This window comes from Streptosporangium sp. NPDC049376 (assembly GCF_044466505.1).
Taxonomy (GTDB): Bacteria; Actinomycetota; Actinomycetes; order Streptosporangiales; family Streptosporangiaceae; genus Streptosporangium.
On record NZ_JBITMT010000015.1, the window covers coordinates 2,429 to 26,374 of the forward strand.

22 protein-coding genes are annotated in these 23,946 nt (G+C 70.0%); 17 read left to right on the forward strand and 5 right to left on the reverse strand.

Features of this window, described 5'->3' with window-relative positions; genetic code table 11:
- Positions 1 to 1,344 (forward strand): hypothetical protein (locus tag ACIBVQ_RS29795; RefSeq protein WP_399181530.1); only part of this gene is annotated, 1,344 nt, incomplete at its 5' end.
- 51 nt (positions 1,345 to 1,395) lie between these two features.
- On the opposite strand, the gene ACIBVQ_RS29800 is transcribed toward ACIBVQ_RS29795, so the two are convergent.
- On the reverse strand, positions 1,396 to 2,271 hold the full coding sequence (locus ACIBVQ_RS29800) for an MBL fold metallo-hydrolase (protein ID WP_362915984.1): 876 nt from the start codon (positions 2,269 to 2,271) through the stop codon (positions 1,396 to 1,398).
- Positions 2,272 to 2,433: 162 nt separating this feature from the next.
- Here ACIBVQ_RS29800 and ACIBVQ_RS29805 point away from each other — a divergent pair, with 162 nt between their 5' ends.
- A complete protein-coding gene (locus ACIBVQ_RS29805; protein WP_399181532.1) occupies positions 2,434 to 2,988 on the forward strand; it encodes a single-stranded DNA-binding protein in 555 nt (184 codons plus the stop codon).
- Positions 2,989 to 3,014: 26 nt separating this feature from the next.
- Here the strand turns inward: ACIBVQ_RS29805 and ACIBVQ_RS29810 are convergent, their stop codons facing one another.
- Positions 3,015 to 4,361: a DUF1015 family protein gene (locus ACIBVQ_RS29810; protein ID WP_399181534.1), complete on the reverse strand. Its 1,347-nt coding sequence runs from the start codon at positions 4,359 to 4,361 to the stop codon at positions 3,015 to 3,017.
- A 207-nt stretch (positions 4,362 to 4,568) separates the two neighbouring features.
- Between ACIBVQ_RS29810 and ACIBVQ_RS29815 the strand changes: the two genes are divergently transcribed.
- On the forward strand, positions 4,569 to 4,910 hold the full coding sequence (locus ACIBVQ_RS29815) for a tetratricopeptide repeat protein (RefSeq protein ID WP_352013224.1): 342 nt from the start codon (positions 4,569 to 4,571) through the stop codon (positions 4,908 to 4,910).
- 25 nt (positions 4,911 to 4,935) lie between these two features.
- Positions 4,936 to 5,955, forward strand: a complete 1,020-nt coding sequence (locus tag ACIBVQ_RS29820) for an HAD-IIA family hydrolase (RefSeq protein WP_399181536.1) — start codon at positions 4,936 to 4,938, stop codon at positions 5,953 to 5,955.
- A gap of 29 nt (positions 5,956 to 5,984) precedes the next feature.
- Here ACIBVQ_RS29820 and ACIBVQ_RS29825 read toward each other — a convergent pair whose 3' ends face one another.
- Positions 5,985 to 6,332, reverse strand: coding sequence for an SCP2 sterol-binding domain-containing protein (locus ACIBVQ_RS29825; protein ID WP_352013222.1), 348 nt, complete (start codon positions 6,330 to 6,332; stop codon positions 5,985 to 5,987).
- A 351-nt stretch (positions 6,333 to 6,683) separates the two neighbouring features.
- Between ACIBVQ_RS29825 and ACIBVQ_RS29830 the strand changes: the two genes are divergently transcribed.
- The 12 genes from ACIBVQ_RS29830 (at position 6,684) to pssA (ending at position 19,256) form a co-directional block, all read left to right on the forward strand.
- On the forward strand, positions 6,684 to 6,857 hold the full coding sequence (locus tag ACIBVQ_RS29830; protein ID WP_352013221.1) for a hypothetical protein: 174 nt from the start codon (positions 6,684 to 6,686) through the stop codon (positions 6,855 to 6,857).
- On the forward strand, positions 6,854 to 7,672 hold the full coding sequence (locus ACIBVQ_RS29835; protein ID WP_352013220.1) for a TlyA family RNA methyltransferase: 819 nt from the start codon (positions 6,854 to 6,856) through the stop codon (positions 7,670 to 7,672). Before ACIBVQ_RS29830 ends, ACIBVQ_RS29835 begins: the two co-directional genes overlap by 4 nt.
- Before the next feature lie 25 nt (positions 7,673 to 7,697).
- On the forward strand, positions 7,698 to 8,603 hold the full coding sequence (locus ACIBVQ_RS29840; RefSeq protein ID WP_352013219.1) for an NAD kinase: 906 nt from the start codon (positions 7,698 to 7,700) through the stop codon (positions 8,601 to 8,603).
- 90 nt (positions 8,604 to 8,693) lie between these two features.
- On the forward strand, positions 8,694 to 10,406 hold the full coding sequence (gene recN / locus ACIBVQ_RS29845; protein WP_352013218.1) for a DNA repair protein RecN: 1,713 nt from the start codon (positions 8,694 to 8,696) through the stop codon (positions 10,404 to 10,406).
- Positions 10,407 to 10,571: 165 nt separating this feature from the next.
- A complete protein-coding gene (gene steA, locus ACIBVQ_RS29850; protein WP_399181540.1) occupies positions 10,572 to 11,783 on the forward strand; it encodes a putative cytokinetic ring protein SteA in 1,212 nt (403 codons plus the stop codon).
- Positions 11,780 to 12,745 (forward strand): copper transporter, encoded by a 966-nt coding sequence (locus ACIBVQ_RS29855; protein ID WP_362777285.1) that lies wholly within the window; start codon positions 11,780 to 11,782, stop codon positions 12,743 to 12,745. The genes steA and ACIBVQ_RS29855 overlap by 4 nt, the downstream gene beginning before the upstream one ends.
- A gap of 5 nt (positions 12,746 to 12,750) precedes the next feature.
- Positions 12,751 to 13,614, forward strand: coding sequence for a hypothetical protein (locus tag ACIBVQ_RS29860; RefSeq protein WP_352013215.1), 864 nt, complete (start codon positions 12,751 to 12,753; stop codon positions 13,612 to 13,614).
- Positions 13,614 to 15,317 (forward strand): murein biosynthesis integral membrane protein MurJ, encoded by a 1,704-nt coding sequence (gene murJ / locus ACIBVQ_RS29865; protein WP_399181543.1) that lies wholly within the window; start codon positions 13,614 to 13,616, stop codon positions 15,315 to 15,317. The genes ACIBVQ_RS29860 and murJ overlap by 1 nt, the downstream gene beginning before the upstream one ends.
- Positions 15,310 to 16,416: a glycosyltransferase family 4 protein gene (locus ACIBVQ_RS29870; RefSeq protein ID WP_399181545.1), complete on the forward strand. Its 1,107-nt coding sequence runs from the start codon at positions 15,310 to 15,312 to the stop codon at positions 16,414 to 16,416. Before murJ ends, ACIBVQ_RS29870 begins: the two co-directional genes overlap by 8 nt.
- A gap of 222 nt (positions 16,417 to 16,638) precedes the next feature.
- On the forward strand, positions 16,639 to 17,658 hold the full coding sequence (locus ACIBVQ_RS29875) for a TerC family protein (RefSeq protein WP_399181547.1): 1,020 nt from the start codon (positions 16,639 to 16,641) through the stop codon (positions 17,656 to 17,658).
- A 100-nt stretch (positions 17,659 to 17,758) separates the two neighbouring features.
- On the forward strand, positions 17,759 to 18,433 hold the full coding sequence (locus ACIBVQ_RS29880) for a phosphatidylserine decarboxylase (RefSeq protein WP_352013211.1): 675 nt from the start codon (positions 17,759 to 17,761) through the stop codon (positions 18,431 to 18,433).
- Entirely contained in the window at positions 18,420 to 19,256 is an 837-nt protein-coding gene (gene pssA, locus ACIBVQ_RS29885; RefSeq protein WP_352013210.1) for a CDP-diacylglycerol--serine O-phosphatidyltransferase, read from the forward strand. Before ACIBVQ_RS29880 ends, pssA begins: the two co-directional genes overlap by 14 nt.
- 72 nt (positions 19,257 to 19,328) lie before the next feature.
- Here the strand turns inward: pssA and ACIBVQ_RS29890 are convergent, their stop codons facing one another.
- Positions 19,329 to 19,970, reverse strand: a complete 642-nt coding sequence (locus tag ACIBVQ_RS29890; RefSeq protein WP_362915957.1) for an MBL fold metallo-hydrolase — start codon at positions 19,968 to 19,970, stop codon at positions 19,329 to 19,331.
- Positions 19,967 to 20,770: a maleylpyruvate isomerase family mycothiol-dependent enzyme gene (locus tag ACIBVQ_RS29895; protein WP_399181550.1), complete on the reverse strand. Its 804-nt coding sequence runs from the start codon at positions 20,768 to 20,770 to the stop codon at positions 19,967 to 19,969. The genes ACIBVQ_RS29890 and ACIBVQ_RS29895 overlap by 4 nt, the downstream gene beginning before the upstream one ends.
- Positions 20,771 to 20,993: 223 nt before the next feature.
- Between ACIBVQ_RS29895 and uvrA the strand changes: the two genes are divergently transcribed.
- The gene (gene uvrA, locus ACIBVQ_RS29900; protein ID WP_362777296.1) at positions 20,994 to 23,834 is read left to right on the forward strand and encodes an excinuclease ABC subunit UvrA; all 2,841 of its coding nucleotides are present in this window, start codon (positions 20,994 to 20,996) and stop codon (positions 23,832 to 23,834) included.
- The last annotated feature ends 112 nt before the right edge of the window (positions 23,835 to 23,946 follow it).

Here is a 23,946-nt window from a genome sequence, read left to right on the forward strand (position 1 = left end):
CAGGCTCGTGGTCCGCGTCCGGGGGGGGATCGTCGTCCGTTCAACCGTGACGACCGTCCCGGCGGTGGCTACCGCGACGACCGCGGCGGAGAGCGCCGTCCCTACGGCGACCGCGACAACCGTGGTGGCGAGCGCCGTCCCTACGGTGACCGTGACAGGCCTTCCTATGACCGAGGTGACCGGGGCGACCGGGGCGGCGCGTTCCGCGGCGAAGGCGAGGGTTCCCGCACGCGCTACAGCAGGAACCAGGAGCCCGGCGAGCGCGGCGAGACCCCGGCCAACGCGCGCGAGGAACTGCCTGCGATGGCTCCCGACATCACCGCCGAGGAGCTCGACAAGGAGGTCAGGGAAGAGCTGAGCTCCCTCCCGCTCGACCTCGCGGACCTGGTCTCCCGCCACCTCGTGGCGGCGGAGCGGGCCCTCGGGGAGGACGAGGCCGAGCAGGCCTACGAGCACACGAAGGTGGCTCGTCGTTTCGCGGCCCGCATCGGCGTGGTCCGCGAGGCCGTCGGCATCGCCGCCTACCGGGCGGGGCACTTCGCGGAGGCGCTCAGCGACCTGCGCGCCGCCCGCCGCATGACGGGTTCCGACTCCTTCCTGCCGGTCATGGCGGACTGCGAGCGGGGACTCGGTCGTCCTGAGCGGGCGCTGGACCTGGCCCGATCGAAGGAGGCGGAGCGTCTCGACAGGGCCGGCAAGATCGAGCTCGCCATCGTGGAGTCCGGTGCCCGTCGTGACCTTCACCAGAAGGACGCCGCGGTCATCACCCTCCAGCGTCTGCCTGAGCTGCGTGACACGCGTCCGCACCCCTGGTCGGCGAGGCTCGCCTTCGCCTACGCCGACGCGCTCGCCGACGCGGGGCACGAGGAGGCCGCCACCGAGTGGTTCGGCCGTGCCATGGCCTTCGACGAGGACGGCGAGACCGACGCGGCCGAGCGGTACGCGGAGCTGACCGGAACGATCATCGACGACATCGAGGATCTTGAGAACGACGAGGACCTCGACCTCGACGGGCTGGACGCCGACGAGGTGTCCGACCTTCCCGAAGCGGAGGACGAGGGAATCGTCGTGGAGACCGTCATGATCGACGACGCCGCCGTCCTCGACGCGGAGATCGAGGCTGAGGACGACCTTCAGGACCTTGAGCCTGTGGGCGACCTCGCCGCTGGAGAGCCGCTCCTCGGCGAGGCCGAGCTCAAGCCCGAGGGCGAGGAGGACAAGGTGACGGAGCGGATCGAGCCCGGCGTCGGTCCTGCCTTCATCGAGCCCGACTTCGGTGACACGCTCGGTGACTCTCCGGCCGACGACGACGATGACGTCACCAAGGACGAGAAGAAGAAGTGACCCGTACCCGTCCCGGGTGAGGCGCCTGCCCGCCCGGGACGGGACGTCGTCTCACGGCTGGACGCGGTCCAGCCAGTGGATGATCCCCGCCACGTTGGACGGAGCGCCGCTGAGCAGTTCGAACTGTTCGGCTGTCGCGTCGTCGGCCTGCAGTGCCGCGTATCTCTCCCGGGTGCGTTCCCTGACCATCGCCACGGCGTGGTCCAGGTCCATACCGGCGGAGTGCGCCTGGCGGGTCAGGTCCACCCAGACGCGTAGTTCCTCAGCGGAACGCTCCAGAGTCTCCTGGACGTCGTCAACGGGCCCGTAGTGGCTGAACAGTAGCCGCTGCGGGCCCAACGCCTCGAACAGGGCGATCGAGTCCAGCGCGGTCCGCAGGTCGAAGTCCGGCGGGGGAGTGGCCGGACGCAGATCTCCGGTCTGCGGCAGGTAGACCCCGGCGGCGTCGCCGACATACAGGTCGCCGGTCCCCGAGTCGATCAGTCCCACATGGTGTTTGGCGTGGCCCGGCGAGTAGTGGCTGCTGAGCGTACGGCCGTTGCCGAGGTCGACGCTTCCCGTGTCGCCGAGCGCGCGGATTCTCGCAGCCTCGGTCGGGGACATCTCGCCGAACAGGACGTCCAGCTTGTCACCCCACACCATTCTCGCGCTGGCCATCAGCCGGGAGGGGTCGGCGAGGTGTCTGGCGCCTTTCTCATGAACCACGATCTCCGCCTCGGGATAGAACCCCGCCAGATCGCCGACCCCACCGGCGTGGTCCAGATGGATGTGCGTCACCACGATTGTCGCGAGATCACCGGGGCCGACGCCGAGGGAGGCGAGGGCGTCGCGGACCACGGGAGCGGAGGTCGCGGTTCCTGTCTCCACCAGACAGGGACGATCTCCCAGAATCAGGTATCCAGCCGTGATACCTGAGTATCCCGCCATCCTTGTGTCGATCTCATAGACCTCTCCGCCGAGGGCGGTGATGTTGTCCACAGGCCACCTCAGAACTGGAACGGTTATCCCCAGAACGGCGTTCTAGTCGTTCCGGCACAGCTCACATCGTAAAGAGTGGTCCTCGGTCGGCAGAGATCGAAGGAGGATCCGATGGACCGTAACGAGGTCACACTTGTGGGTCGACTGCCCGAGGCGGTGCGCATCCGGTCACTGCAGAGCGGCGGCACGCTCGGCACCTGGCGGATGATCGTCAGACGGCAGCGCCGTGGCAGAGGAGGCCAGGTGGACACCATTCCGTGCGCGTCGTTCGAGCCTGAGGTCACCGTGACCGCAGCCGAGTGGCTCGCCGACGACATGGTGGAGGTGGAGGGAGCACTGCGTCGCCGTTGGTGGGGAAGTGAGGGTTCGAAGTCGTCGGGTTACGAGGTCGAGGTCCGCTCGGCCAGACGTCTCGGGCATCCGGGCGAGCCCGCAGGTGGAAAAGAGGGCGGAGTTTCCGGCCCGGAGCAGCCCACGCCGGTGATCACGTCGTCGTCGGCTCCGGGGCAGGCGTCTGAAGGCGGGGCCGCTCTTACGAAGGGCGCTCACGAACCGGCCTCGCCTGGGCACCCCCCGGAGGGCGTAGATCCGGTGTCCTTTCCCGGGGCCAGGAGAGCGGGGCGGGCCCGTCTGGTCACGGGCATGAGCCGATCGGATGGTGGCTGACCGGGAGTCTTCTTTCGTACGGAGCCTCAGCCGAGGGACAGCACGCGCAACACCAGTCCCGTGCGGGGTTTGGGGCCGAAGGAAGTGGACTTGCGCGGCACCCTCTCCGCCTGGGCCGCGACCGCGAGCACGTCGTCGACCGTCAACGGGTTGAGCAACACGGCCGTTCCCCCGCTCACCCGCGCGAGCCGTACGGCTGCCGCGGGGTCGTGGTGCACGATGCGTACCGTCTGTTCGTCGTCCCGCAGTCCCCAGAGTCCGGGCAGGACGAACTCCGCGAGGACGGCGGTGTTCAGCGCGCGCCATCGAGCGGAGCGATGTTCGGGCATGGCGCTGCCGAGCCGCACGGGGTCGGGGTCGGTGAGCAGATACGTGTCGTCTCCGTCCGACAGGAGAAAGGAGGGTTCCTCCGCTTGGGCCAGGGCCGCCAACCCCTCCGTGAGGTCGGTTTGCCGGCGGACTTTCCAGGCCTGCCCGGCTCGGTCCACGGCCTCCCGAAGCGGCAGACCCGGGATGACGCGGTGGATGGCCCGCAGGTTCGGCGGATAGGAGTCGGAGTCCACCAGAAGAGCCAGACCGAAGTCCCAGGGTCCCGGCTCAACGGGCTGGTCCTGTGTGCTCGCGCCCGGCGGAAAGCTGTTCATCGGGGAAACGGTGCCCGCAGAAGAGGAAGGAGCAGAGCCGGAGGCGGCGTGGTGTTCGCGCTGAAGGGCGAGATAGGTGGCGTAACGGTGATGGCCGTCCGCGATGAGGGCCTGGCGGGAACGGAGGTCGGCGTTGATGCCGGAGAGTTCCTCCGGATCGGTGACGGCCCACAGCCGGTGCCTGACCCCGTCCTGGGTCCACGCCTCGACCAGGGGCGACCGGTCGGCGGCGATCCGGTCGACAAGACGGGTGGCGGTTCCTCCCGCGCCCTCGTAGAGAAGGAAGATCGGCTCCAGGTTCGCCTCGGTCACCCGCATGAGGGCCAGGCGGTCGGCGACCGGGCCGGGCATCACGTCCTCGTGCGGCAGGATGACACCCTGTTCCGGCTCGGCCAGGCCGACGTCGCCGATGAGCCCGCGTTGCAGGACCCCGGGGCCATCCTGCTCGTAGACGTAGACGGCCGGCGTCTCGTCGGCGGCCAGCACCCCGGAGGAGAGCCACGCGTCCAGGGTCTGCCGTGCCTCGGCGTACCGGTGGCGGTCGGCTCCGGGAAGGATGAGCCGCACCACGTTGTTGGGATGTGAGGTGAGCAGGTCCTGAACGCCGCTTTCCTCGATGAGGTCGTAGGGGGGAGAGGTCACCTCCGCGGGATTGCCGACCGTGAACCGTACGCCACGGAACGGGCGAAGCACGAGCCCGTCGTGTATCGGCAGTTCAGGATTCGCCATATAGGGCATGCTGCCATAAAGGCCTGAAACGTCCAGGGGCCGCCTCGGTGATGCGGTACCCGGGTCCGTCAGGGGATCGGTCAGATCTGTCGTCTGTCGATGAAGGAGGCCTAACGCATGGTCCAAGGACGTAGCGGTCCGTCTGATTCCCCCAACCCCGAGACGGGCGCTCCGGTCGGGGACGTCTATGAATGGTTTCAACGAGGGATGAAGCTGCTGGGCGAGGGCAGTCCGGCCGCGGCCGCCGCGCTGCTGGAACGTGCCGCCGACGCGGAGCCGGAGTCGCGAAGTATCCGCGAGGCACTCGCCCGTGCCCAGTTCAACTCCAGACAGTACGCCGACGCCGCCGACAGCTTCCGATGGATCATCGACGCGAACCCGGCCGAGGACTACGCCTATTTCGGGCTCGGGCTCGCTCTGTGGCGGACCGGTGACATGGAGGGGGCACAGGAGCCCCTTGCCATCGCCGTCGCCATGCGTCCCGACCAGCGGCACTACGTGTCGGCCCTGAAGAGCGTCCGGGCGACGCTACGCGCCCGCCGGGCGTGATTCCCGCGGGTGATGGAATGGGCGGGTGGACACGCAAACGTTGATCGACCCCTATGACACTCTTCTCCTCGATCTCGATGGGGTGGTGTATCTCGGGCCCGACGCCGTGCCGGGGGCTCCCGAGGCGCTGCGTGAGGCGGTGGAACGCGGCGTACGGCTCGCGTACGTCACCAACAACGCCTCACGCACTCCTCGCGCGATCGCCCAGCACCTGAGCGCGCTCGGCGCTCCCGCCACGCCCGATGACGTGGTCACCTCGGCTCAGGCCGCCGCGAGACTGGTGGCCGAACGGGTCGATCCGGGCGCCGCGGTGCTGGTCGTCGGCGGGATGGGTCTGCGTGACGCCGTACGCGCCCATGGGCTGCGTCCGGTCAGCACCGCCCTGGAAGACCCGGCGGCGGTGGTGCAGGGCATGGCCCACGGCATCTCCTACGGCTTGCTGGCCGAGGGGGCGCTGGCCGTACGGCAGGGGGCTCTGTTCGTGGCCGCGAACGCGGACTCGACCATGCCCACGGGACGCGGTGAGGTCCCGGGCAACGGCGCGATGATCAGGGTGATCGCCACGGCGACCGGGGCCGAGCCGATCGTCGCGGGAAAGCCGGAGCCGCCACTGCACCGCGAGTCGATCCTGCGGACCGGTTCGAAGCGGCCCCTGGTGGTCGGCGACCGGCTCGACACCGACATCGAGGGAGCGACCAACGCCGGGGTCGACGGGCTGCTCGTGCTGACAGGCGTGACCACTCCGCTGGACCTGCTGACGGCGCCACCCGAGCACAGGCCCTCGTACGTCGCGGCGGACCTGTCGGCTCTGCACCTGCCCTACCCTCAGGTGCGACGGGCCGGAGACGGCTGGTCCTGCCGCGGGTGGAACGCCCGCTGGCAGGAGGGCCGTCTCAGGTTGGAGGGGGAGGGGGACCCCGTCGACGGCCTCAGGGCGGCCTGCGCCGCGGCGTGGGAGGCGGCCGGTGCCGGCCGGGCGGACGAGGACGCCGTGAAGGCCGTCCTCGGCTCCCCGCTCTCCGGCCGGACGTCCTCACCCGGGTGAGACGTCCCGAAACCGGGGGCCGTGACGGTTCACAGGAGCTTACGCAGGCGCATCAGGTCGCCGAAACTGGCATCGATCTTGACACGGCCGCCGAACACCGCGCGCCCCATGTCGAGTTCACCGTTGACCAGGGCGATCAGGTCGTCACTGCCTATGGTCAGCTTCACGTTCGCGGATCTGGCGTCACCCGGAGGAAGGTCGTCGAAGGGGCCGAGCCCTCCGTGGTGGATGCGGCCGTAGAAGGTGACCCCCAGGTCGCTGATGTGACAGCTGATGCTGCGGTCGACCACGTGCCTGGCGCGGCTCTCCTGGTCGAGTTCGTCGAACTGCTCGCCGAGTTTGCGCAGTGCCACCCGGCACTCGTCGACGGTCGCCATCGTTTGGCGCTCCCTTCTGTCCGGGCGGCCCGAACTCCTTGTCGTCTCTACGGACGGTAGCGTTCCACATCGATGTGGCACGTGATCCGGTGCGTGCGGGAAGCCTCCCGACACGGTGTTCCTGGATGACGTGAGGGTACGCACAGGCGGCCTTCCGTTCCATCAAGGTGACAACGGGCGAGACACGTACAGTAGTTCGCGGACCGCCCACTTCGGTCGGTGAGTGGCCGATGCGACGCGCGGCACGGCTTCCGATACGGTCAAGGCGACACGGGGCGGTGTGGATCCGTTCCCGTGCGACCACCACGCCGGCCGCCGAGCCGGCGGGGAACGGCTTTCGATGGGGGGCGCATGACGGACCTGCCGGGGGAGACCGGAGAGGAGCGGGTCGACACGGCGCTGGGCGGGCTGGCCCGGCTGGGTACGACGCCTGTCTCCGCGCACGCGAGTGTGTTCGAGGAGGTGTTCGCCGGGCTCGAACAGGCACTCGCCGCGGCGGACGGCACCGCGGACCAGCACCGGTGAGCCGCCGCACACGCCTCGACAGCGAACTGGTACGGCGCGGCCTGGCCAGGTCCCGCGAACAGGCGTCTCAGCTCATCGAGGCGGGCAGGGTCACCGTCGGCGGCCAGGTGGCCGCCAAACCGGCCACCCAGGTGGAGACCGCCTCCGCGATCGTGGTCGCCGAGGCCGCGGAGGGCCCCGACTACGTCTCGCGGGGGGCGCACAAGCTGCTCGGCGCCCTTGAGGCCTTCGGCCCCCGGGGGCTGACCGTCGAGGGACGCCACTGCCTGGACGCGGGAGCCTCGACCGGGGGTTTCACCGACGTGCTGCTGCGCAACGGCGCCGCGCACGTGCTGGCCGTCGACGTCGGTTACGGCCAGCTGGCCTGGTCGTTGCGGACCGACGAGCGGGTCACGGTCATGGAGCGGGTCAATGTCAGGGATCTGACCCCCGAGATGGTCGGGCAGCCGCCCACGCTGATCGTCGGGGACCTGTCGTTCATCTCGCTGCGTCTGGTGCTGCCCGCCCTGGTCGCCTGCGCCGCGGAGCGGGCGGACTTCGCGATGCTGGTCAAACCCCAGTTCGAGGTCGGCAGGGAACGGGTCGGCGCCGGCGGGGTCGTCAGGGACCCGGTGCTGCGGGGCCAGGCCGTACAGGACGTCGCCGACAGCGCGCGGGCGCTCGGCCTGACCGTGCGGGGTGTCACCGCGAGTCCGCTGCCCGGCCCTTCGGGAAACGTCGAGTACGTCATCTGGCTGGGCCGGGGAGAAGGCCCGCCACAGGTAGCGGACGTCGCGGCCGAGATCGGACGCGCGGTCGCGGAAGGTCCCCAGTAGTGCCCGCCCTCCGGGAGAGTGGAACATGACTGCCAAGCGCACCGTGCTGGTCACCGCCCACACCGGGCGGGGCGCGGCCGTCGACAGCGCCCGTCTGGTGATCGGCAGGCTGGTCAAGGCCGGGCTGACCGTCCGTGTCCTGCGAGCCGAGGCCGAGTCGATCGCGTGCGCGGGCGTCGAGGTGACGCCCGCGGGTGAGACGGCGGTACACGGCGCCGAGATGATGATCGTTCTGGGCGGTGACGGCAGCCTGCTGCGGGCCGCCGAACTGGCCCGTCCGGCGGGGGTGCCGCTGCTCGGCGTCAACCTCGGGCACGTCGGCTTCCTGGCCGAGGCGGAGGTCGAGAACCTCTCGGACGCGGTCGACTCCGTGGTGCGGGGCCGCTACGACGTCGAGGAGCGGATGACCGTCGAGGTCACCGCCCGCCTCAACGGGCAGCTGCTGGCCGACACGTGGGCGCTCAACGAGGCCACGGTGGAGAAACGCGAGCGGATGCTCGAAGTGGTCGCCGAGGTCGACGGGCGGCCGCTGTCGCGCTGGGGGTGCGACGGGGTCATCTGCGCCACGCCGACGGGTTCGACCGCCTACGCCTTCTCCGCCGGCGGCCCGGTGGTGTGGCCGGAGGTCGAGGCGATGCTGCTGGTGCCGATCAGTGCCCACGCGCTGTTCGCCAGGCCGCTGGTCGTTTCGCCCCGTTCGACGCTGGCGCTGGAGGTCCAGCCCGCGACGGCGGGGGCGGTGCTGTGGTGCGACGGGCGCCGCCGGTTCGACCTGCCCGCCGGGGCGCGCGTCGAGGTCCGCAGAGCCGACCTCCCCGTACGGCTGGCGCGTCTGCACGGGATCGAGGACACCGGGGCGCCTTTCACCGACAGGCTGGTCGCCAAGTTCGACCTTCCCGTCCAGGGGTGGCGCGGCCGGACGCGAGCCTAGATCGTCCGGGCGGTGGTCGTCCCGAACGCGTAGGATCGTGCCCGCGCACCGCACTGATGTTCGGTGAATTCGATGTGACGGGAGGGACCAGTGCGACCCAGGGTCGAGGAGGTCCGCATCCAAGGGCTCGGTGTGATCGACGAGGCCGTCCTGGTGCTCTCGCCGGGGTTCACCGTGCTCACGGGCGAGACGGGTGCGGGTAAGACCATGGTTGTGACCGGTCTCGGGCTGCTGTTCGGAGGCAGGGCGGACCCGGCCCGTGTCCGGCCCGGTTCGGACAGGGCGACGGTCGAGGGCACTCTCGTGGTCGATCCGGCGGGCCGGGTCGCCCAGCAGGTGCAGGACGTGGGCGGCCAGGTCGAGGATGGCGAGCTGATCATCTCCCGCACCGTCTCGGCGGAGGGCCGCAGCCGGGCCTGGCTCGGCGGGCGGAGCGTGCCCGTCGGCACCCTCACCTACCTGGCCGAGGATCTGGTCGCCGTGCACGGCCAGATGGACCAGCAGCGGCTGCTGCAGCCGGGACGCCAGCGCGCGGCCCTCGACCGCTACGTGGGCGAGGAACTGGTCAAGCCGCTGCGCTCCTACGAGCAGGCCTACAAACGGCACAGGCAGGTCGCCGACCAGCTGGCCGAGCTCACCGACAGGGCCAGGGAACGCGCCCAGGAGGCGGACCTGCTCAGGTTCGGGCTTCAGGAGGTCGAGCAGGCCGACCCCAGACGTGGGGAGGAGACCGAACTGCGTGAGGAGGGGGAGAGACTCGCCCACGCCGACTCCCTCAGGAGCGCGGCCGAGACCGCGCACGGCGCGCTGCTCGGCGACCCGATGTCCGGCGAGGGGGAGATGCAGGACGCCGTCACCCTGGTCGGACGGGCACGAGCCGCCGTCGAGGCGGTCCGCGAATTCGACCCGGTGCTCGCCGGGATCGCCGACCGGCTCGCCGAGGCGGGTTACCTGATCTCGGACGTGGCCACCGAGCTGGCCTCCTACGCCGAGTCCGTCGAGGCGGACCCGGCTCGGCTTGCGGCCGTGCAGGAACGGCAGGCCGTGCTCAACCACCTGCTGCGCAAGTACGGCGAGGACACCGGCGTCGTGCTCACCTGGGCCGAGCAGGCCGCGGCGCGGGTCGCCGAGCTGGAGGGCGACGACGAGCGGATCGGCGAACTCGCCCGCGAACACGAGGAGCTCACCGGCAGGCTGACCGAGCTGGCCGCCGAGCTGACCCGCGTCAGGACGGCCGCCGCCGAACGGTTCGGACAGGCCGTCACCGAGGAGCTCACCGCTCTGGCCATGCCGCACGCCAGGGTGACCGTCGTCATCACCGCCGCGGCGGAGTTCGGGCCGCACGGGATCGACGAGGTGGAGCTGCGCATGGCCCCGCACCCCGCCTCACCGGCGCTGCCGCTGAACAAGGGCGCCTCCGGCGGCGAGCTGAGCCGGGTCATGCTCGCCATCGAGGTCGTCTTCGCCGGTGCCGATCCCGTCCCGACGTTCGTCTTCGACGAGGTCGACGCGGGGGTCGGCGGCAAGGCCGCGGTGGAGATCGGCCGCAGGCTGGCACGCCTGGCGCGCACCGCACAGGTGATCGTCGTCACTCACCTGCCCCAGGTCGCGGCCTTCGCCGACCAGCACCTCGTGGTGGAGAAGGCGAGCGACGGCAGCGTCGTACGCAGCGGTGTGGTCGCCCTGGACAAGGACGGCCGGGCGCGAGAGCTCTCCCGGATGCTCGCCGGGCTTGAGGACTCCGAACTGGGCAGGGCACACGCGGAGGAGCTTCTGTCGATCGCCGCCGCGGACAAGGCCTGAACCCGTCGCGCGAAGGCTCGGCCACCGACGGCGGCGAGGTAGGAATAACGGGAGGTCTTTCGGATAGCTCAGGGGGCGGGGCCGCGTGGGGATCTTCAGTGACGAATCTGACACACCGTCAACCGCATGGCTCGGCCGGTCTTTCCCTCTGGCAGGATGGGCGTGATGAAGGTGCCGACGGACGAGCTTCAACGCAGGCTCAACGGTTACCTCCGCCGCAGGAAGGCCACGGACCTTCCCGGGGTGACGGCAGTGGCGAGAATCGATCGGCGGACCAAGAGGCTGACCAAGCGCCTCAAGGCCGGGGAAATCGCGATTATCGATCACGTTGACGTTGACCGGGTGAGCGCGGAGGCGCTTGTCGCGTGCGGTGCGGCGGCGGTGATCGACGTCGCGGCGGGCATCAGTGGCCGTTACCCCAACCTGGGTCCGCAGATCCTCGTCGAGGCGGACGTGACGTTCGTCGACAACGCCACCGCCGAGATCTTCGACCGTGTCAAGGACGGCGACCTGGTCAGGGTGCACGAGGGCGTCGTCTACCTCGACGACGAGGTGGTCGCCAAGGGCGACGTGCAGTCGGCCGAGTCGATCGAGGCCGCGATGGTCGAGGCCAGGGCCGGGCTGACCGTCCAGATCGAGGCGTTCGCGGCCAACACCATGGAGTACGTCAGGCGCGAGCGCGACCTGCTCATCGACGGGGTCGGCGTCCCCGACATCGCGACCGTCATGGAGGGGCGGCACGTTCTCATCGTGGTGCGCGGCTACCACTACAAGGAGGACATCGCCGTCCTGCGCCCCTACATCCGGGAGTACCGCCCGATCATGATCGGGGTCGACGGCGGCGCGGACGCCCTTCTGGAGGCCGGTTACGTGCCGGACATCATCGTCGGCGACTTCGACTCCGTCTCCACCAAGGCCCTGACCTGCGGGGCCGAGCTGGTCGTGCACGCCTACCGGGACGGCAGGGCACCGGGTCTCGAACGGGTGCAGCAGCTCGGCTGCAGCGCCGTGGTCTTCCCCGCCATCGGCACCAGCGAGGACATCGCCATGCTGCTCGCCGACGACAAGGGCGCCGACCTGATCGTCGCGGTCGGCACCCACGCGACGCTGGTCGAGTTCCTCGACAAGGGCCGCTCCGGCATGGCCAGCACCTTCCTCACCCGGCTGCGGGTCGGGGGCAAGCTCATCGACGCAAAGGGCGTCAGCCGGCTCTACCGCAGCCGGATCTCCACTCCGTCCCTGCTCCTGCTCGTCGCCACCACGCTGATCACCATGGGGCTGGCCGTCATCGTCTCCCCGGTGGGCAAGATCTGGCTCGACAGCGTCCGCGACATCTGGAACGGCTTCATCTTCTGGTTGGTCGGACTCTTCTCGTGATCGATTTCCGCTATCACCTCGTCTCCATCGTCGCGATCTTCCTCGCGCTCTCCGTCGGCATCGTGCTGGGCACGACCCTGCTGAAGGAGCCCGCCATCGACACGGCGGAGACCCTGGCCAACCAGCTCAGGCTGAGCAACAACGAGTTGCGCGCCGAGCTGAAGACGGTGCAGGGCCAGAACGCCGCCAACGACGCGTTCGTCACGGCCGACACCCCCAGGCTCGTGCGCGACACGCTCGCCGGTGAGCGTGTCGTCATCGTCGAGGCCCCCGGCAGTTCGGTGAGTATGCGCGAGGCGGTGCAGCAGGTGGTCACCGAGTCCGGGGCGATCGTGAGCGGCCGGGTCACCCTCACCGACAAATACCTCGACGCGACCCAGTCGGACGTCGTCGACAGGCTGGCCACCGACGCCAAGCCTGTTGAGATGACCTTCACCGCCGAGGACACGCCGTACGACAAGGCGGCCGCGGTGCTCGCGAACGCGATCGTGACCGGCGACCCCGCGCAGGTCGGCAAGGCGAACCCGGTCGCGACCGGAGTCCTTGAGGCATTCCAGCGCGGAGGTCTGATCAACGTCGCGGAGCAGCCCGCCAAACGCGCCGACCTGGCCCTGGTGATCGGCCCGGCCGAGCCGTACGCAGGGGAGACCGCCGTCGCGCAGTCGGCCGCGGTGGTCTCGATGGCCACGGCGCTCGACGAGGCGGGCCGGGGGACGGTGCTGGCCGGTCCGCTGAACAGCAGCGCCGCAGGCGGCGCCCTGGCCGCGCTGCGGGAGGACACCGTCGCCGCGGAGAAGGTCTCCACCGTGGACAACGTCGATATGCCCGCGGGCAGGGTCGTGGTGGTCTACGCTCTGCGGGAACAACTGTCAGGCTCTTCAGGCCAGTACGGCATGGGCCCCGGCGTCTCGGCCATCGAGCCCAGCGCGCCCGCCGTCCCCACGCCCACCTCCGGAGGATGAACCCCATGGCTCGTCGCGCTCTTCTCGGCGCCCTGGCCGGCGCCCTCGCCGGAGCGGCCGCCGCCAGGCTCGCCTACGCGGCCTTCAGCCGCAGGCCACCGGTCGGTGACGCGGAGACCTGGGAGAGGACCAATCACAGAGGCGAGCCGATCACCCTGCTCGAAGGGCCCGCCTTCGCCGCAGGCGCCGCCGCGGCCGCCGCGGCGCTTCCCGGGCTGCCCGTGAGGACCCGCGCGGCCGTGCTGCTCGCCGTGACGGGAAGCGGTGCTCTGGGCGCCTACGACGATCTGTACGGCGCGACCTCCTCGAAGGGCTTCAGAGGGCATCTGAACGCCCTGGCGAAGGGGGAGATCACCAGCGGTGCCGTGAAGCTGGTCGGCATCGGCGTGACGGGCCTGGCCGCCGCGGCCCTGACCGCCCGCGGCCCGGTGGACGTCGTGGTCGACGGGGCGCTCGTCGCGGGCTCGGCCAACCTGGCCAACCTGTTCGACCTGAGGCCGGGACGTGCGATCAAGGTGGGCCTGCTGGCCGGGGTTCCCCTGCTGGCGGCCGGGCTGCGCCGTGGCGACCCGGTCCCGGCGGCTCTGATCGCACTGCCCATGGGTGCGGCGCTCGCGCTGCTGCCCGAGGACCTGGGCGAGCGGGCCATGCTGGGAGACGCGGGGGCGAACGCCCTGGGCGCGCTGGTGGGCCTGGCGGCGGCCACGACTCTCGGCAGGCCTGGCCGCCTCGCCGTGCTCGGCACCGTGGTCGCGCTCACCGCGGCCTCGGAGCGGATCAGCTTCACCAGGGTCATCGCCGCCAACCCGGTGCTCAACCGCATCGACATGCTCGGCCGTCGTCCCGTGGAGCAGGCGCCCGCCGACTGATGATCAGGAAGATCGGCCAGGGGGTCGCGGGGGCGGCGCTCCTGATCGGGATCGTGACCGTCGTGGCTCGGGTGGCGGGGTTCGGCCGCTATCTCGTTCAGTCCCAGACCGTCGGCAACCTCTGTCTGAGCACCGCGTACAACACCGCCAACTACGTTCCCAACATCGTCTTCGAACTGGTCGCGGGGGGCGCGCTGGCCGGGACGGTGGTTCCGGTCCTGGCCTCGGCGGCCTCCAGGTCCGCCACCGATCCCGAGGCCAGGGCCGAGGTCGGCAGGACCACCTCGGCACTGCTGACCTGGGTACTGCTGGCACTGGTCCCGCTGACGCTGCTCATCGCCGCTTTCGCGGGGCCGGTCGTCACCCTGCTGGTCGGCGACGTCGGCGACTGCGACATGAGTCAGGTCATCGGGGTGGGCACGGACATGCTCGTCGTCTTCGCCCCTCGAATGATCTTCTTCGGGCTCGCGGTCATCCTCTACGGTGTGCTCCAGGCCCACCGGCGCTTCATGGGGCCCGCCCTGGCGCCGCTGGTGTCCAGTCTGCTGATCATCGGCTCCTACCTGGTCTTCCAGCCACTCGGCGGTGACGCCGCGCACGACCTCTCCGCCCTCACCACGGTGGGGCAGCTGACGCTCTCCCTCGGCGCGACCGTCGCTGCGGCGGCCATGGTGGTCACGGTGATCGGTCCGGTGGCCCGGTTGCGGTTGCGGTTGCGGCCGTCGTTGTCCTTCCCGCCCGGCGTCGCCGCCCGTGCCCGGCGGCTCGCGACCGCGGGCGTCGCGGTCCTCGTGGCGCAGCAGATCGCGTTGACCGTGGTCGTCCGCCTGGCCAACGACCTGGGCGGGGCGGGGGCGACGGGCGTCTACACATACGCCTGGGCGCTCTACCAGCTTCCCTTCGCGGTGCTCGTGGTGCCGATCGCGACGAGTTCGTTCCCTGTGCTCGCCACGCGGGCGGGTGAGGGGGACCTGGCCGGGTTCGACGACCTCACCGCCTCGACCACCCGGGTCGTGTTGCTGGTCACGGGGCTGGCGGCCGGGGTGATGGCGGCGGTCGCCGTGCCCGTGGCCCGGGTGTTCCTCCAGGGGACCCCGGGCGGTGATCCCGCGGAGATGGCACGGGCGGTCGTGCTGTTCGCGCCGGGCCTGGCGGGATACGCGCTGATGTTCCACCTCGCCCGGGTGCTGTACGCCTGCGGCCGGGGCAGGTCGGCCGCGATCGCCTCCGTCGCGGGGTGGGTGGCGGCGCTGGTGGCGCAGATCCTGCTGGCCGGGGCCACGGGTGAGCGGACCGAGGTGGTCGGCGACCTGGCGCTCGGCAGCACCGTCGGCATGACCGTGGGCGGGATCCTGCTGGTGTTCGCCGTGCTGCGGGCCAGGGGGACGGCGGCGCTGCACGGGGCCTGGCGGGGCCTGCTGGCCGCCGTGGCCGGTGGCGGGGCGGCCTGGGCGGCGGGACTGGCGGTCGTCACGCCCTTTCAGAACGTCTCCAAGTGGATGTGCGTCCCGGTCGGGCTGGGCGCCGCGTCGGCGGGTTGCGTGGCGTTCGCGATCGTGGCCTCGGTGATCGACGGACCGGACGCCCGGATGCTGCTGGCGCGGTTCAGACGGGCGCCCTCCAAAAGCTCTCAGGACATTCAAGACTCTCAGGGCTCCCGGGACCCGCAGGAGTCACGGGAGAGGAACGGTGCCGATGAGTGAGCGGACGGCGCTGGTGCTGGGCACCAGCACGGGCGGTGTGGGGCGGCACGTGGCCATGCTGGCCGAGGGCCTGACCCGCGAGGGACACCGGGTGGTCGTCGCAGGGCCACCGGGTACCCGGGAGGTCTTCGCCTTCGAGCGGCTCGGCGCGGTCTTTCTGCCCGTGCCGATCTCCGACAGGCCGCGCCCGCTGCACGACCTGCGGGCCGTACGGGTGCTGCGGGGGCTGCGGGGGGCGGACGTCGTGCACGCGCACGGGCTGCGGGCAGGGGCGCTGGCCGCGCTCGCCCTGGCCGGGACCGGGACAGGTCTGGTGGTGACCCTGCACAACGCCGCGACGGCGGGCGGGGCGGTCGGCACGGTTTACGCCCTGCTCGAACGGATCGTCGCCCGGCTGGCGGACCGGATCCTGGTGGTCTCCCCGGACCTGGGCGAGCGGATGACCGGGCTGGGCGCCCGGAACGTCGCGGCCGCCGTCGTCCCGGCGCCCGTCTTGACCCCATCGGGGCGATCGGCCCAGGACGTCAGGGCGGGACTGGGCGTCGGCGGGCGGCCCGTCCTGCTGACGGTCGCCAGGCTCGCCCAGCAGAAGGGGCTGGAAACCCTCCTGGACGTCGCCTCGGCCTTCGCAGGGAGGGAGAGCACCGAGGGACCGGTGTTCCTGGTCGCCGGGGACGGGCCGTTGCGCGGGCCGCTTGAGGAGCGCGTCGCCCGGGAGGGCCTGCCCGTGAGGCTCCTCGGGAACCGGGAGGACATCGGGGATCTGCTCACCGTCGCCGGAGCCCTGGTGGTGCCCAGTCGCTGGGAGGGCCAGCCGCTCGTGGTGCAGGAGGCCCTGCGGGCGGGCACACCGGTGATCGCCACCGCGGTCGGCGGAATCCCGCCGATGGTCGGGGACGCCGGGTTGCTGGTGCCGTACGGCGACGCCGTCGCGCTGCGTGGGGCGGTCGGGAGGTTGCTCGCCGACGGCGGCCTGGCCACGGCCCTGAGAGAGGCGGCCGTACGGCGAGGCCGTGAGCTGCCCGGTGCGGTTGAGGCCCTTGAGGCGGTGCGGGAGGTCTACGGCGATCTACGTGGGGATCAGGGAGGGATTACCTGAAGGATCCCATGGCAGGAGGCGGTCCGCCGTGGGAACATCCTTGTGGAACCCACCGCCGAATTGGGCACTGCCAGGCCCGGCATCTATACTGGTTTGGTTAGGGGGGGAGTATCCCTTCGTGACAGTCTCGTCATCACGGTGTTGCCTCACTCCACGGGGCCCCCGGGGCTGTCGGTTCGTGCTTGGTTACGCACGGGCGGGAGAGACCTCCGGCTGTCAGTCATGCGCGCCGCCGGAGGTTTTGTTGTGACTATTCCCGTATGGGCTTGGATCGCCGTTATTGGTGGTTTGCTGGTCATTCTTGCCTTTGACCTGTGGATCGTTGACCGGGGTGAACCCCGGGAGTTCTCCCCGCGGCAGGCCGGCTTCTGGGTCGGCTTCTATGTGACGCTCGCGGTGATCTTCGGTGTGGTGTTGTGGATCTTCGCCGGGCCGACCTCGGCGGGCCAGTTCTTCGCGGGTTACCTGACCGAATACAGCTTGAGCGTCGACAACCTCTTCGTCTTCTACATCATCATGAGCCGCTTCGCGGTGCCGAAGATCTACCAGCACAAGGTGCTGCTGGTCGGCATCCTGATGGCCCTGGTCATGCGAGGCGGCTTCATCGCCGTCGGCGCGGCCGCGCTGTCCAGCTTCGGCTGGCTGTTCTACGTGTTCGGCCTGTTCCTCATCTACACCGCGGTGCAGCTGGTCCGCCAGCACGGCAAGGACGAGGAGGAAGAGGTCAAGGAGAACCTGGTGCTGCGCTGGGCCCGCAGGGCGCTGCCCCACACCGACGACTACGTCGGCTCCCGGGTCCTCGTCAAGGTGGACGGCAGGCGCATGGTCACCCCGCTGCTCATCGTGATGATCGCCATCGGCACCACCGACCTGCTCTTCGCGCTCGACTCGATTCCCGCCATCTTCGGCCTCACGACCGACGCCTTCATCGTCTTCACGGCCAACGCGTTCGCGCTGATGGGACTGCGTCAGCTCTACTTCCTGCTGGGCGACCTGCTGCAGCGTCTGGCCTACCTCAGCTACGGTCTCGCGTTCATCCTCGGCTTCATCGGGGTTAAGCTGATTGCCGAGGCGCTGCACTCCAGCGGCGTGTCCTGGGCACCCGAGGTGCCTATCTGGCTGTCATTGTCGGTCATCGGCGTCACCATGGTGATCACTACCGGAGCCAGCCTGATCAAGGCCCGCCGCGACGCACGCGAGGGCGAGCACATCACCACCGCCGCGAGCGCCGACCAGGGCTAGCGGATTGGCCTGTGACGCGCTTTGCTTGTCTCGTTACGCCGTACCAGGGCTGAGAGACGGGTAGCATCCTGCCGGAGAGCAGGCAGACAATACCGGTCTAATGCCGCAAGACATCAAAAGGTTTCCTGTGTCCCACGATTCAGCAAGCCATAAGCCGGGCCGTGTACGGCTGGCGCGTGGCGTCTCCCCGTGGTTGCTCCCAACCGTGGCCGCCACTGCAGCGACCTCGCTGCTCAGCCGTCGTGACCGGCGCTGGGCGCTGGCGGCGGCTCCGCTGGCCGTACTCACCGGTGGCATGCTCTGGTTCTTCCGGGACCCCGAGCGCACGCCGGGTACGGCGCGGATCCTGTCGCCCGCGGACGGCGTGGTGCAGAGCATCGACCCGTGGCCGGACGGCCGCACCCGTGTGGCGATCTTCATGAGCCCGCTCGACGTGCACGTCAACCGTGCCCCGCTGGCCGGTACGGTGACCTCGATCGAGCACGTCACCGGAGGGTTCGTTCCCGCGTTCAACAAGGACAGCGACAAGAACGAGCGGGTGGTCTGGCACTTCGCGACCGAGGTCGGCGACGTGGAGCTGGTCCAGATCGCCGGTGCCGTCGCGCGGCGCATCATCCCCTACCTGACCGTGGGAGCCAAGGTGGCCAGAGCCGAGCGCATCGGTCTCATCCGGCTCGGTTCCCGGGTGGACGTCTACCTGCCCGAGGGGATCGAGCCCGCGGTCTCGGTCGGCCAACGGACTGTCGCGGGGGTGACCGGCCTTGACCACGGCTGACGCGAGCTGGCCTCTTGACGAGACGGACGAGGAGCCGAGGGGGCCGGTCGGCAAGGCCTTCCGGCTCTCCGCGGCCGACTCGCTGTCCCTCGGCAACGCGCTGTGCGGCTTCCTGTCGGTCTGCGTGCTCGCCTGGTCGGCGATCCGCGCGCTGCAGGAGCACAAGCCCTTCGCCGCAGACCCCCGGTTCTTCGGCACCGCCGTGGTGCTGTTGCTGATCGGCGCGACCTGTGACCTGTTCGACGGTCTGGTCGCGCGCAAGTTCCGCGCCTCGGCGATGGGCGCCGAACTGGACAACCTGGCCGATGTGATCAGCTTCGGGTTCGCCCCGGCGTTCATGGTGGTCATCTGGGCCGGATTCACCCCCCAGGTGCCCTTCCCGCTGGTGATGACCGCCGCGGGGTCCGTGCTGCTGGCCGGGGTCATCCGGCTGGCCAGATTCGCCTGCGTGAAGACCAAGAGCGGTGACTTCATGGGGCTGCCCATCCCGATGGGCGCCATGACCGTGGTCTCGGTCGTGATGTTGTTCGCACCGTCGATCTGGACGGTGCTGCCGATCTTCGGGATCGCCTACCTCATGGTCAGCCGGATCGAGTACCCCAAGCCCAAGGGCAACCTGGCGGCCGCGGTCCTGGCCTGGATGATGATCAACGTGGCCTGCCTGACCATCTGGGCAGCGGGCCTGGCGGGCGGTGACACGCTCATCAAGGTCGGCGCGATCATGCAGATAGCGATGGTCTCGGCCATCCCGCTGCGCGTGCTCATGTTCAAGCGGGAGAAGCGCAGGGAGCAACGCCGGGAGTCCGAGCTGTCCTCCCTGTGACGGCTGCCTGAGGGACGTTCCGTTCGCCCGGGGACCATCGGAGGTCCCCGGGCGAACGCGTTCCGGGGAGGCTCACCAGCCGCGTGCGCGCCACTGCGGCAGGGACGGGCGTTCGGCGCCCAGCGTGGTGTCCTTGCCGTGGCCCGGGTAGACCCAGGTCTCGTCGGGCAGCCGGTCGAAGATCCGCTCGGAGACGTCGGTGAAGAGCCGGTCGAACCGCTCGGGGTCCTTCTCGGTGTTGCCGACGCCGCCGGGGAAGAGCGAGTCACCGGTGAACACGTGGCCCGGCCGGTACAGGGCGATCGAGCCAGGCGTGTGCCCGCGCAGGTGGATCACCTCCAGGGTGACCACGCCGACGGTGACCCCGTCTCCGTGTTCGACCTTCAGGCCGACGGGAACCGGTAGCGCGGGCGCGTCGAGCGGATGCGCCACGACGGTCGCACCCGTCGCGGAGGCGACCTGCTCCAGGGCCTGCCAGTGGTCACCGTGCCGGTGGGTCGTGACGATCTTGCTGATCGGGTGGTCCCCGATGAGCGCCAGCAGCCGGTCGGCCTCGGCGGCGGCGTCGATGAGCACGCCGTCACCGGTCTCGTTGCACCGCAGCAGGTAGGCGTTGTTGTCGTAGGGGCCGACCGCCAGCTTCGAGATCGTCAGGTCGGGCAGCTCACGCACGTCGGCTGGGCCGCCGACCTGCACGTCGCCGGTGTACGTCATGGATACTCCTCTGGCGGGTTCGAGGGAAGGCCGGTAGGAGCGGAGCGGGCGGGCCATCCGGGCGGTGCGGGCGCTGCCCGCGCCTCCGCGGGCAGGTTGCCCGCCGTTCCCTCCGGCATCACCTTAAGCCCCGTACCCGACGCCCGGCCGGTAAGCCACCCGAGCAGGCTCCAGACGTCGCCCTGAAGCACCGGCCCCGTGCCGAGGTCCCGCCAGACCTGGTGGTGGTTCTCCCCGTCCCTGACCTCCTCGACCACGATCTCGCTCACCACCGAGAGTTCCCGGGGCCAGCACAGCATCGCGTCGTGCAGTTCTCTGCGGACGAACGCCTCCGGCCAGTCGGCGGGTCCGTACCCTGTGCCGAGGTCGGCGTGGTGCACCTCGACCTCGCGTGCCCTGCGCGCCAGCACGTACCAGGCCGGGTGGAGGACGGGGGCCGTGCCGACCGGGGCCGACCAGTTCGCGCCGGACAGGGCGGCGGCCGCCTCGGCGAAACGCGCCGTGCTGGCTTCGAGGTCGGCGAACTGTTCCCGCGCGGGCCGTCCCGCGCCCGCCTCGATGTCCAGGTCGCGCCTGCCCGGGTCGGGATACTGAGGGGTCTTTACGCCCGTCCTGGCCCACGTCAGCAGGTTGACGAGGCTGTCGGCGTTGCGGGCGAGATGAGTCAGGACGTGCCCCCTGCTCCAGCCGGGCAGCCGTGAACCGCCTGTGACGTCGGTGTCCGACAGCTCGGCGACGTCGGCCAGCAGGCGGTCGTTCGAGGCGGAGAGCTCGGCCTGGAGAACGTCTGTGACATCCATCCCTCCACTCCACCACCGCGGCGGGTGATTGGGCCAGGGCATAAAGGGCGTGTCCCGGCGGTTGACATCGACAAGCGGCCCGAAGGGCCCCCGGGAAGGCCGTAACCTGGTGAGGGCGGGGAAGGACCACCAGGCGCATCGCCGCTTGCGGATTTTTGTCGGACCCCGTGGCTAGTCTTCCCGCGACCGCTTCTCAACCCTCTACATCGACGTCGGGATCGCAGTGGCTGACCGCCTCATCGTGCGTGGCGCACGTGAACACAACCTCAAGGACGTCTCGCTGGACCTGCCGCGGGACTCTCTGATCGTCTTCACCGGGCTGTCCGGCTCGGGCAAGTCGAGCCTGGCCTTCGACACCATCTTCGCCGAGGGCCAGCGCCGCTACGTGGAGTCACTGTCCGCATACGCCAGGCAGTTCCTCGGGCAGATGGACAAGCCGGACGTCGACTTCATCGAGGGGCTCTCGCCCGCGGTCTCGATCGACCAGAAGTCGACAAGCCGCAATCCCCGTTCGACCGTCGGCACGATCACCGAGGTCTACGACTACCTGAGGCTCCTGTGGGCCCGCATCGGCAAGCCGCACTGTCCGCAGTGCGCCCGCCCGATCGCCAGGCAGAGCCCCGAGCAGATCGTCGACCGGGTGATGGAGCTGCAGGAGGGCACCCGTTTCCAGGTGCTCGCGCCGGTCATCCGCGGCCGCAAGGGGGAGTACGCCGAGCTGTTCGGCCAGCTCCAGGCCAAGGGCTTCGCCAGGGCACGCGTCGACGGCACCGTGGTCCGCCTCGACGAGCCGCCCACGCTGAAGAAGCAGGAGAAGCACGACATCGAGGTGATCGTCGACCGCCTCACGGTCAAGGAGAGCTCACGCAGCCGCCTGACCGGGTCGGTCGAGACCGCCCTGCAGCTGTCGGGCGGCACGATCACACTGGAGTTCGTCGACCTTCCCGAGACGGATCCGAACCGCGAGCGCTTCTACTCCGAGCACCTCTACTGCCCCTACGACGACGTGTCGTTCGAGGAGCTCGAACCCCGCTCGTTCTCCTTCAACTCGCCCTTCGGCGCCTGTCCCGAGTGCACGGGTCTCGGGGTGCGCATGGAGGTCGACCCCGAACTCGTCGTGCCCGACCCGGAGAAGACGCTGGAGGACGGCGCGATCTCCCCGTGGGCGGGCGGCCACACCAGCGACTACTTCGTCCGTCTCATCGAGGCACTCGGCCTGGCCACGGGGTTCACCCTGGGCACCCCGTGGGAGCGGCTGCCGAAGAAGGCCCAGAAGGCGCTGCTGTACGGCCACGACGAGCAGGTCCACGTCCGCTACAGCAACCGCTACGGCCGTCAGCGCTCCTACTACACCACCTTCGAGGGGGTCATCCCCTGGGTGCAGCGCCGCCATGCCGAGTCCGAGAGCGACGGCATGCGGGAGAAGTACGAGGGCTACATGCGGGAGATCCCCTGTCCCGCATGCCAGGGGGCCAGGCTCAAGCCCGTCTCGCTGGCCGTCACCGTCGAGGGGCGCTCGATCGCCGACGTCTCGGCGATGTCGATCGGAGACTGCGCCCGCTTCCTGGCCGGGCTCACGCTGTCGGACCGGGACATGCAGATCGCCGAGCGGGTGGTCAAGGAGATCAACGCCCGGATGGGCTTCCTGCTCGACGTGGGCCTGGACTATCTGACCATGGACCGCGCCGCGGGCACCCTCGCCGGTGGCGAGGCGCAGCGCATTCGCCTGGCCACCCAGATCGGCTCCGGCCTGGTCGGCGTCCTCTACGTGCTCGACGAGCCGTCCATCGGCCTGCACCAGCGTGACAACCAGCGGCTGCTGGAGACCCTGATCAGGCTGCGTGACATGGGCAACACGCTCATCGTGGTCGAGCACGACGAGGACACCATCGCCGCCGCCGACTGGGTGGTCGACATCGGCCCCGGCGCGGGCGAACACGGCGGCCAGGTCGTCGTCTCCGGCACCGTGGCCGACCTGCTGTCCGCCGAGGACTCGCTGACCGGCGCCTACCTGTCAGGCCGCAGGACCATCGCCGTCCCCGCCGCCCGCCGTAAGCGGGACAGGAAGCGGCAGATCACCGTCAAGGGGGCCCGTGAGCACAACCTCAAGGGCGTTGACGTCGAGTTCCCCCTGGGCGTGTTCACCGCGGTCACCGGCGTCTCCGGCTCGGGCAAGTCCACGCTCGTCAACGACATCCTCTACAACGCCCTGGCCAAGGAGCTGAACGGCGCCCGCACTGTCCCCGGGCGTCACGCACGGATCAACGGCATGGACCTGGTCGACAAGGTCGTGCACGTGGACCAGTCACCGATCGGCCGCACTCCGCGCTCGAACCCGGCGACCTACACCGGGGTCTTCGACAAGGTGCGCGACCTGTTCGCGCAGACCACGGAGGCCAAGGTCCGCGGATACGCCAAGGGCCGCTTCAGCTTCAACGTCAAGGGCGGCCGCTGTGAGGCCTGTTCCGGCGACGGGACCATCAAGATCGAGATGAACTTCCTGCCGGACGTCTACGTGCCGTGTGAGGTCTGTCACGGCGCGAGATACAACAGGGAGACCCTGGAGGTCCACTACAAGGGCAAGACCATCTCCGAGGTGCTCGACATGCCGATCGAGGAGGCCCTGGAGTTCTTCGACGCGATCCCGGCGATCAAGCGTTACCTCAAGACGCTCAACGACGTCGGCCTGGGCTACGTCCGTCTCGGCCAGCCCGCGACCACCCTGTCGGGAGGCGAGGCCCAGCGCGTCAAGCTCGCCTCCGAACTGCAGCGCCGTTCGACGGGCCGGACCATCTACGTGCTGGACGAGCCGACCACCGGCCTGCACTTCGAGGACATCCGGCGACTGCTCGGCGTGCTGGGCAAGCTCGTCGACGGAGGCAACACCGTCATCGTCATCGAGCACAACCTCGATGTGATCAAGACCGCCGACTGGATCATCGACATGGGACCGGAGGGCGGTTCGAAGGGCGGCACCGTGCTGGCCACCGGTACGCCCGAGGACGTCGCCCTGGTCGAGGACAGCCACACCGGGCGTTTCCTGCGCAAGATCCTGGGCTCCTAGGGCCTGTTCCGCGAGCGCCACCCGGGCGGTCGCAGAAGGTATGAAGATCCACAGAACGGGACCCAAGGGTCGATCCGGAGGGCGGCACTCCTCGCCAATATCCTTGACGAGG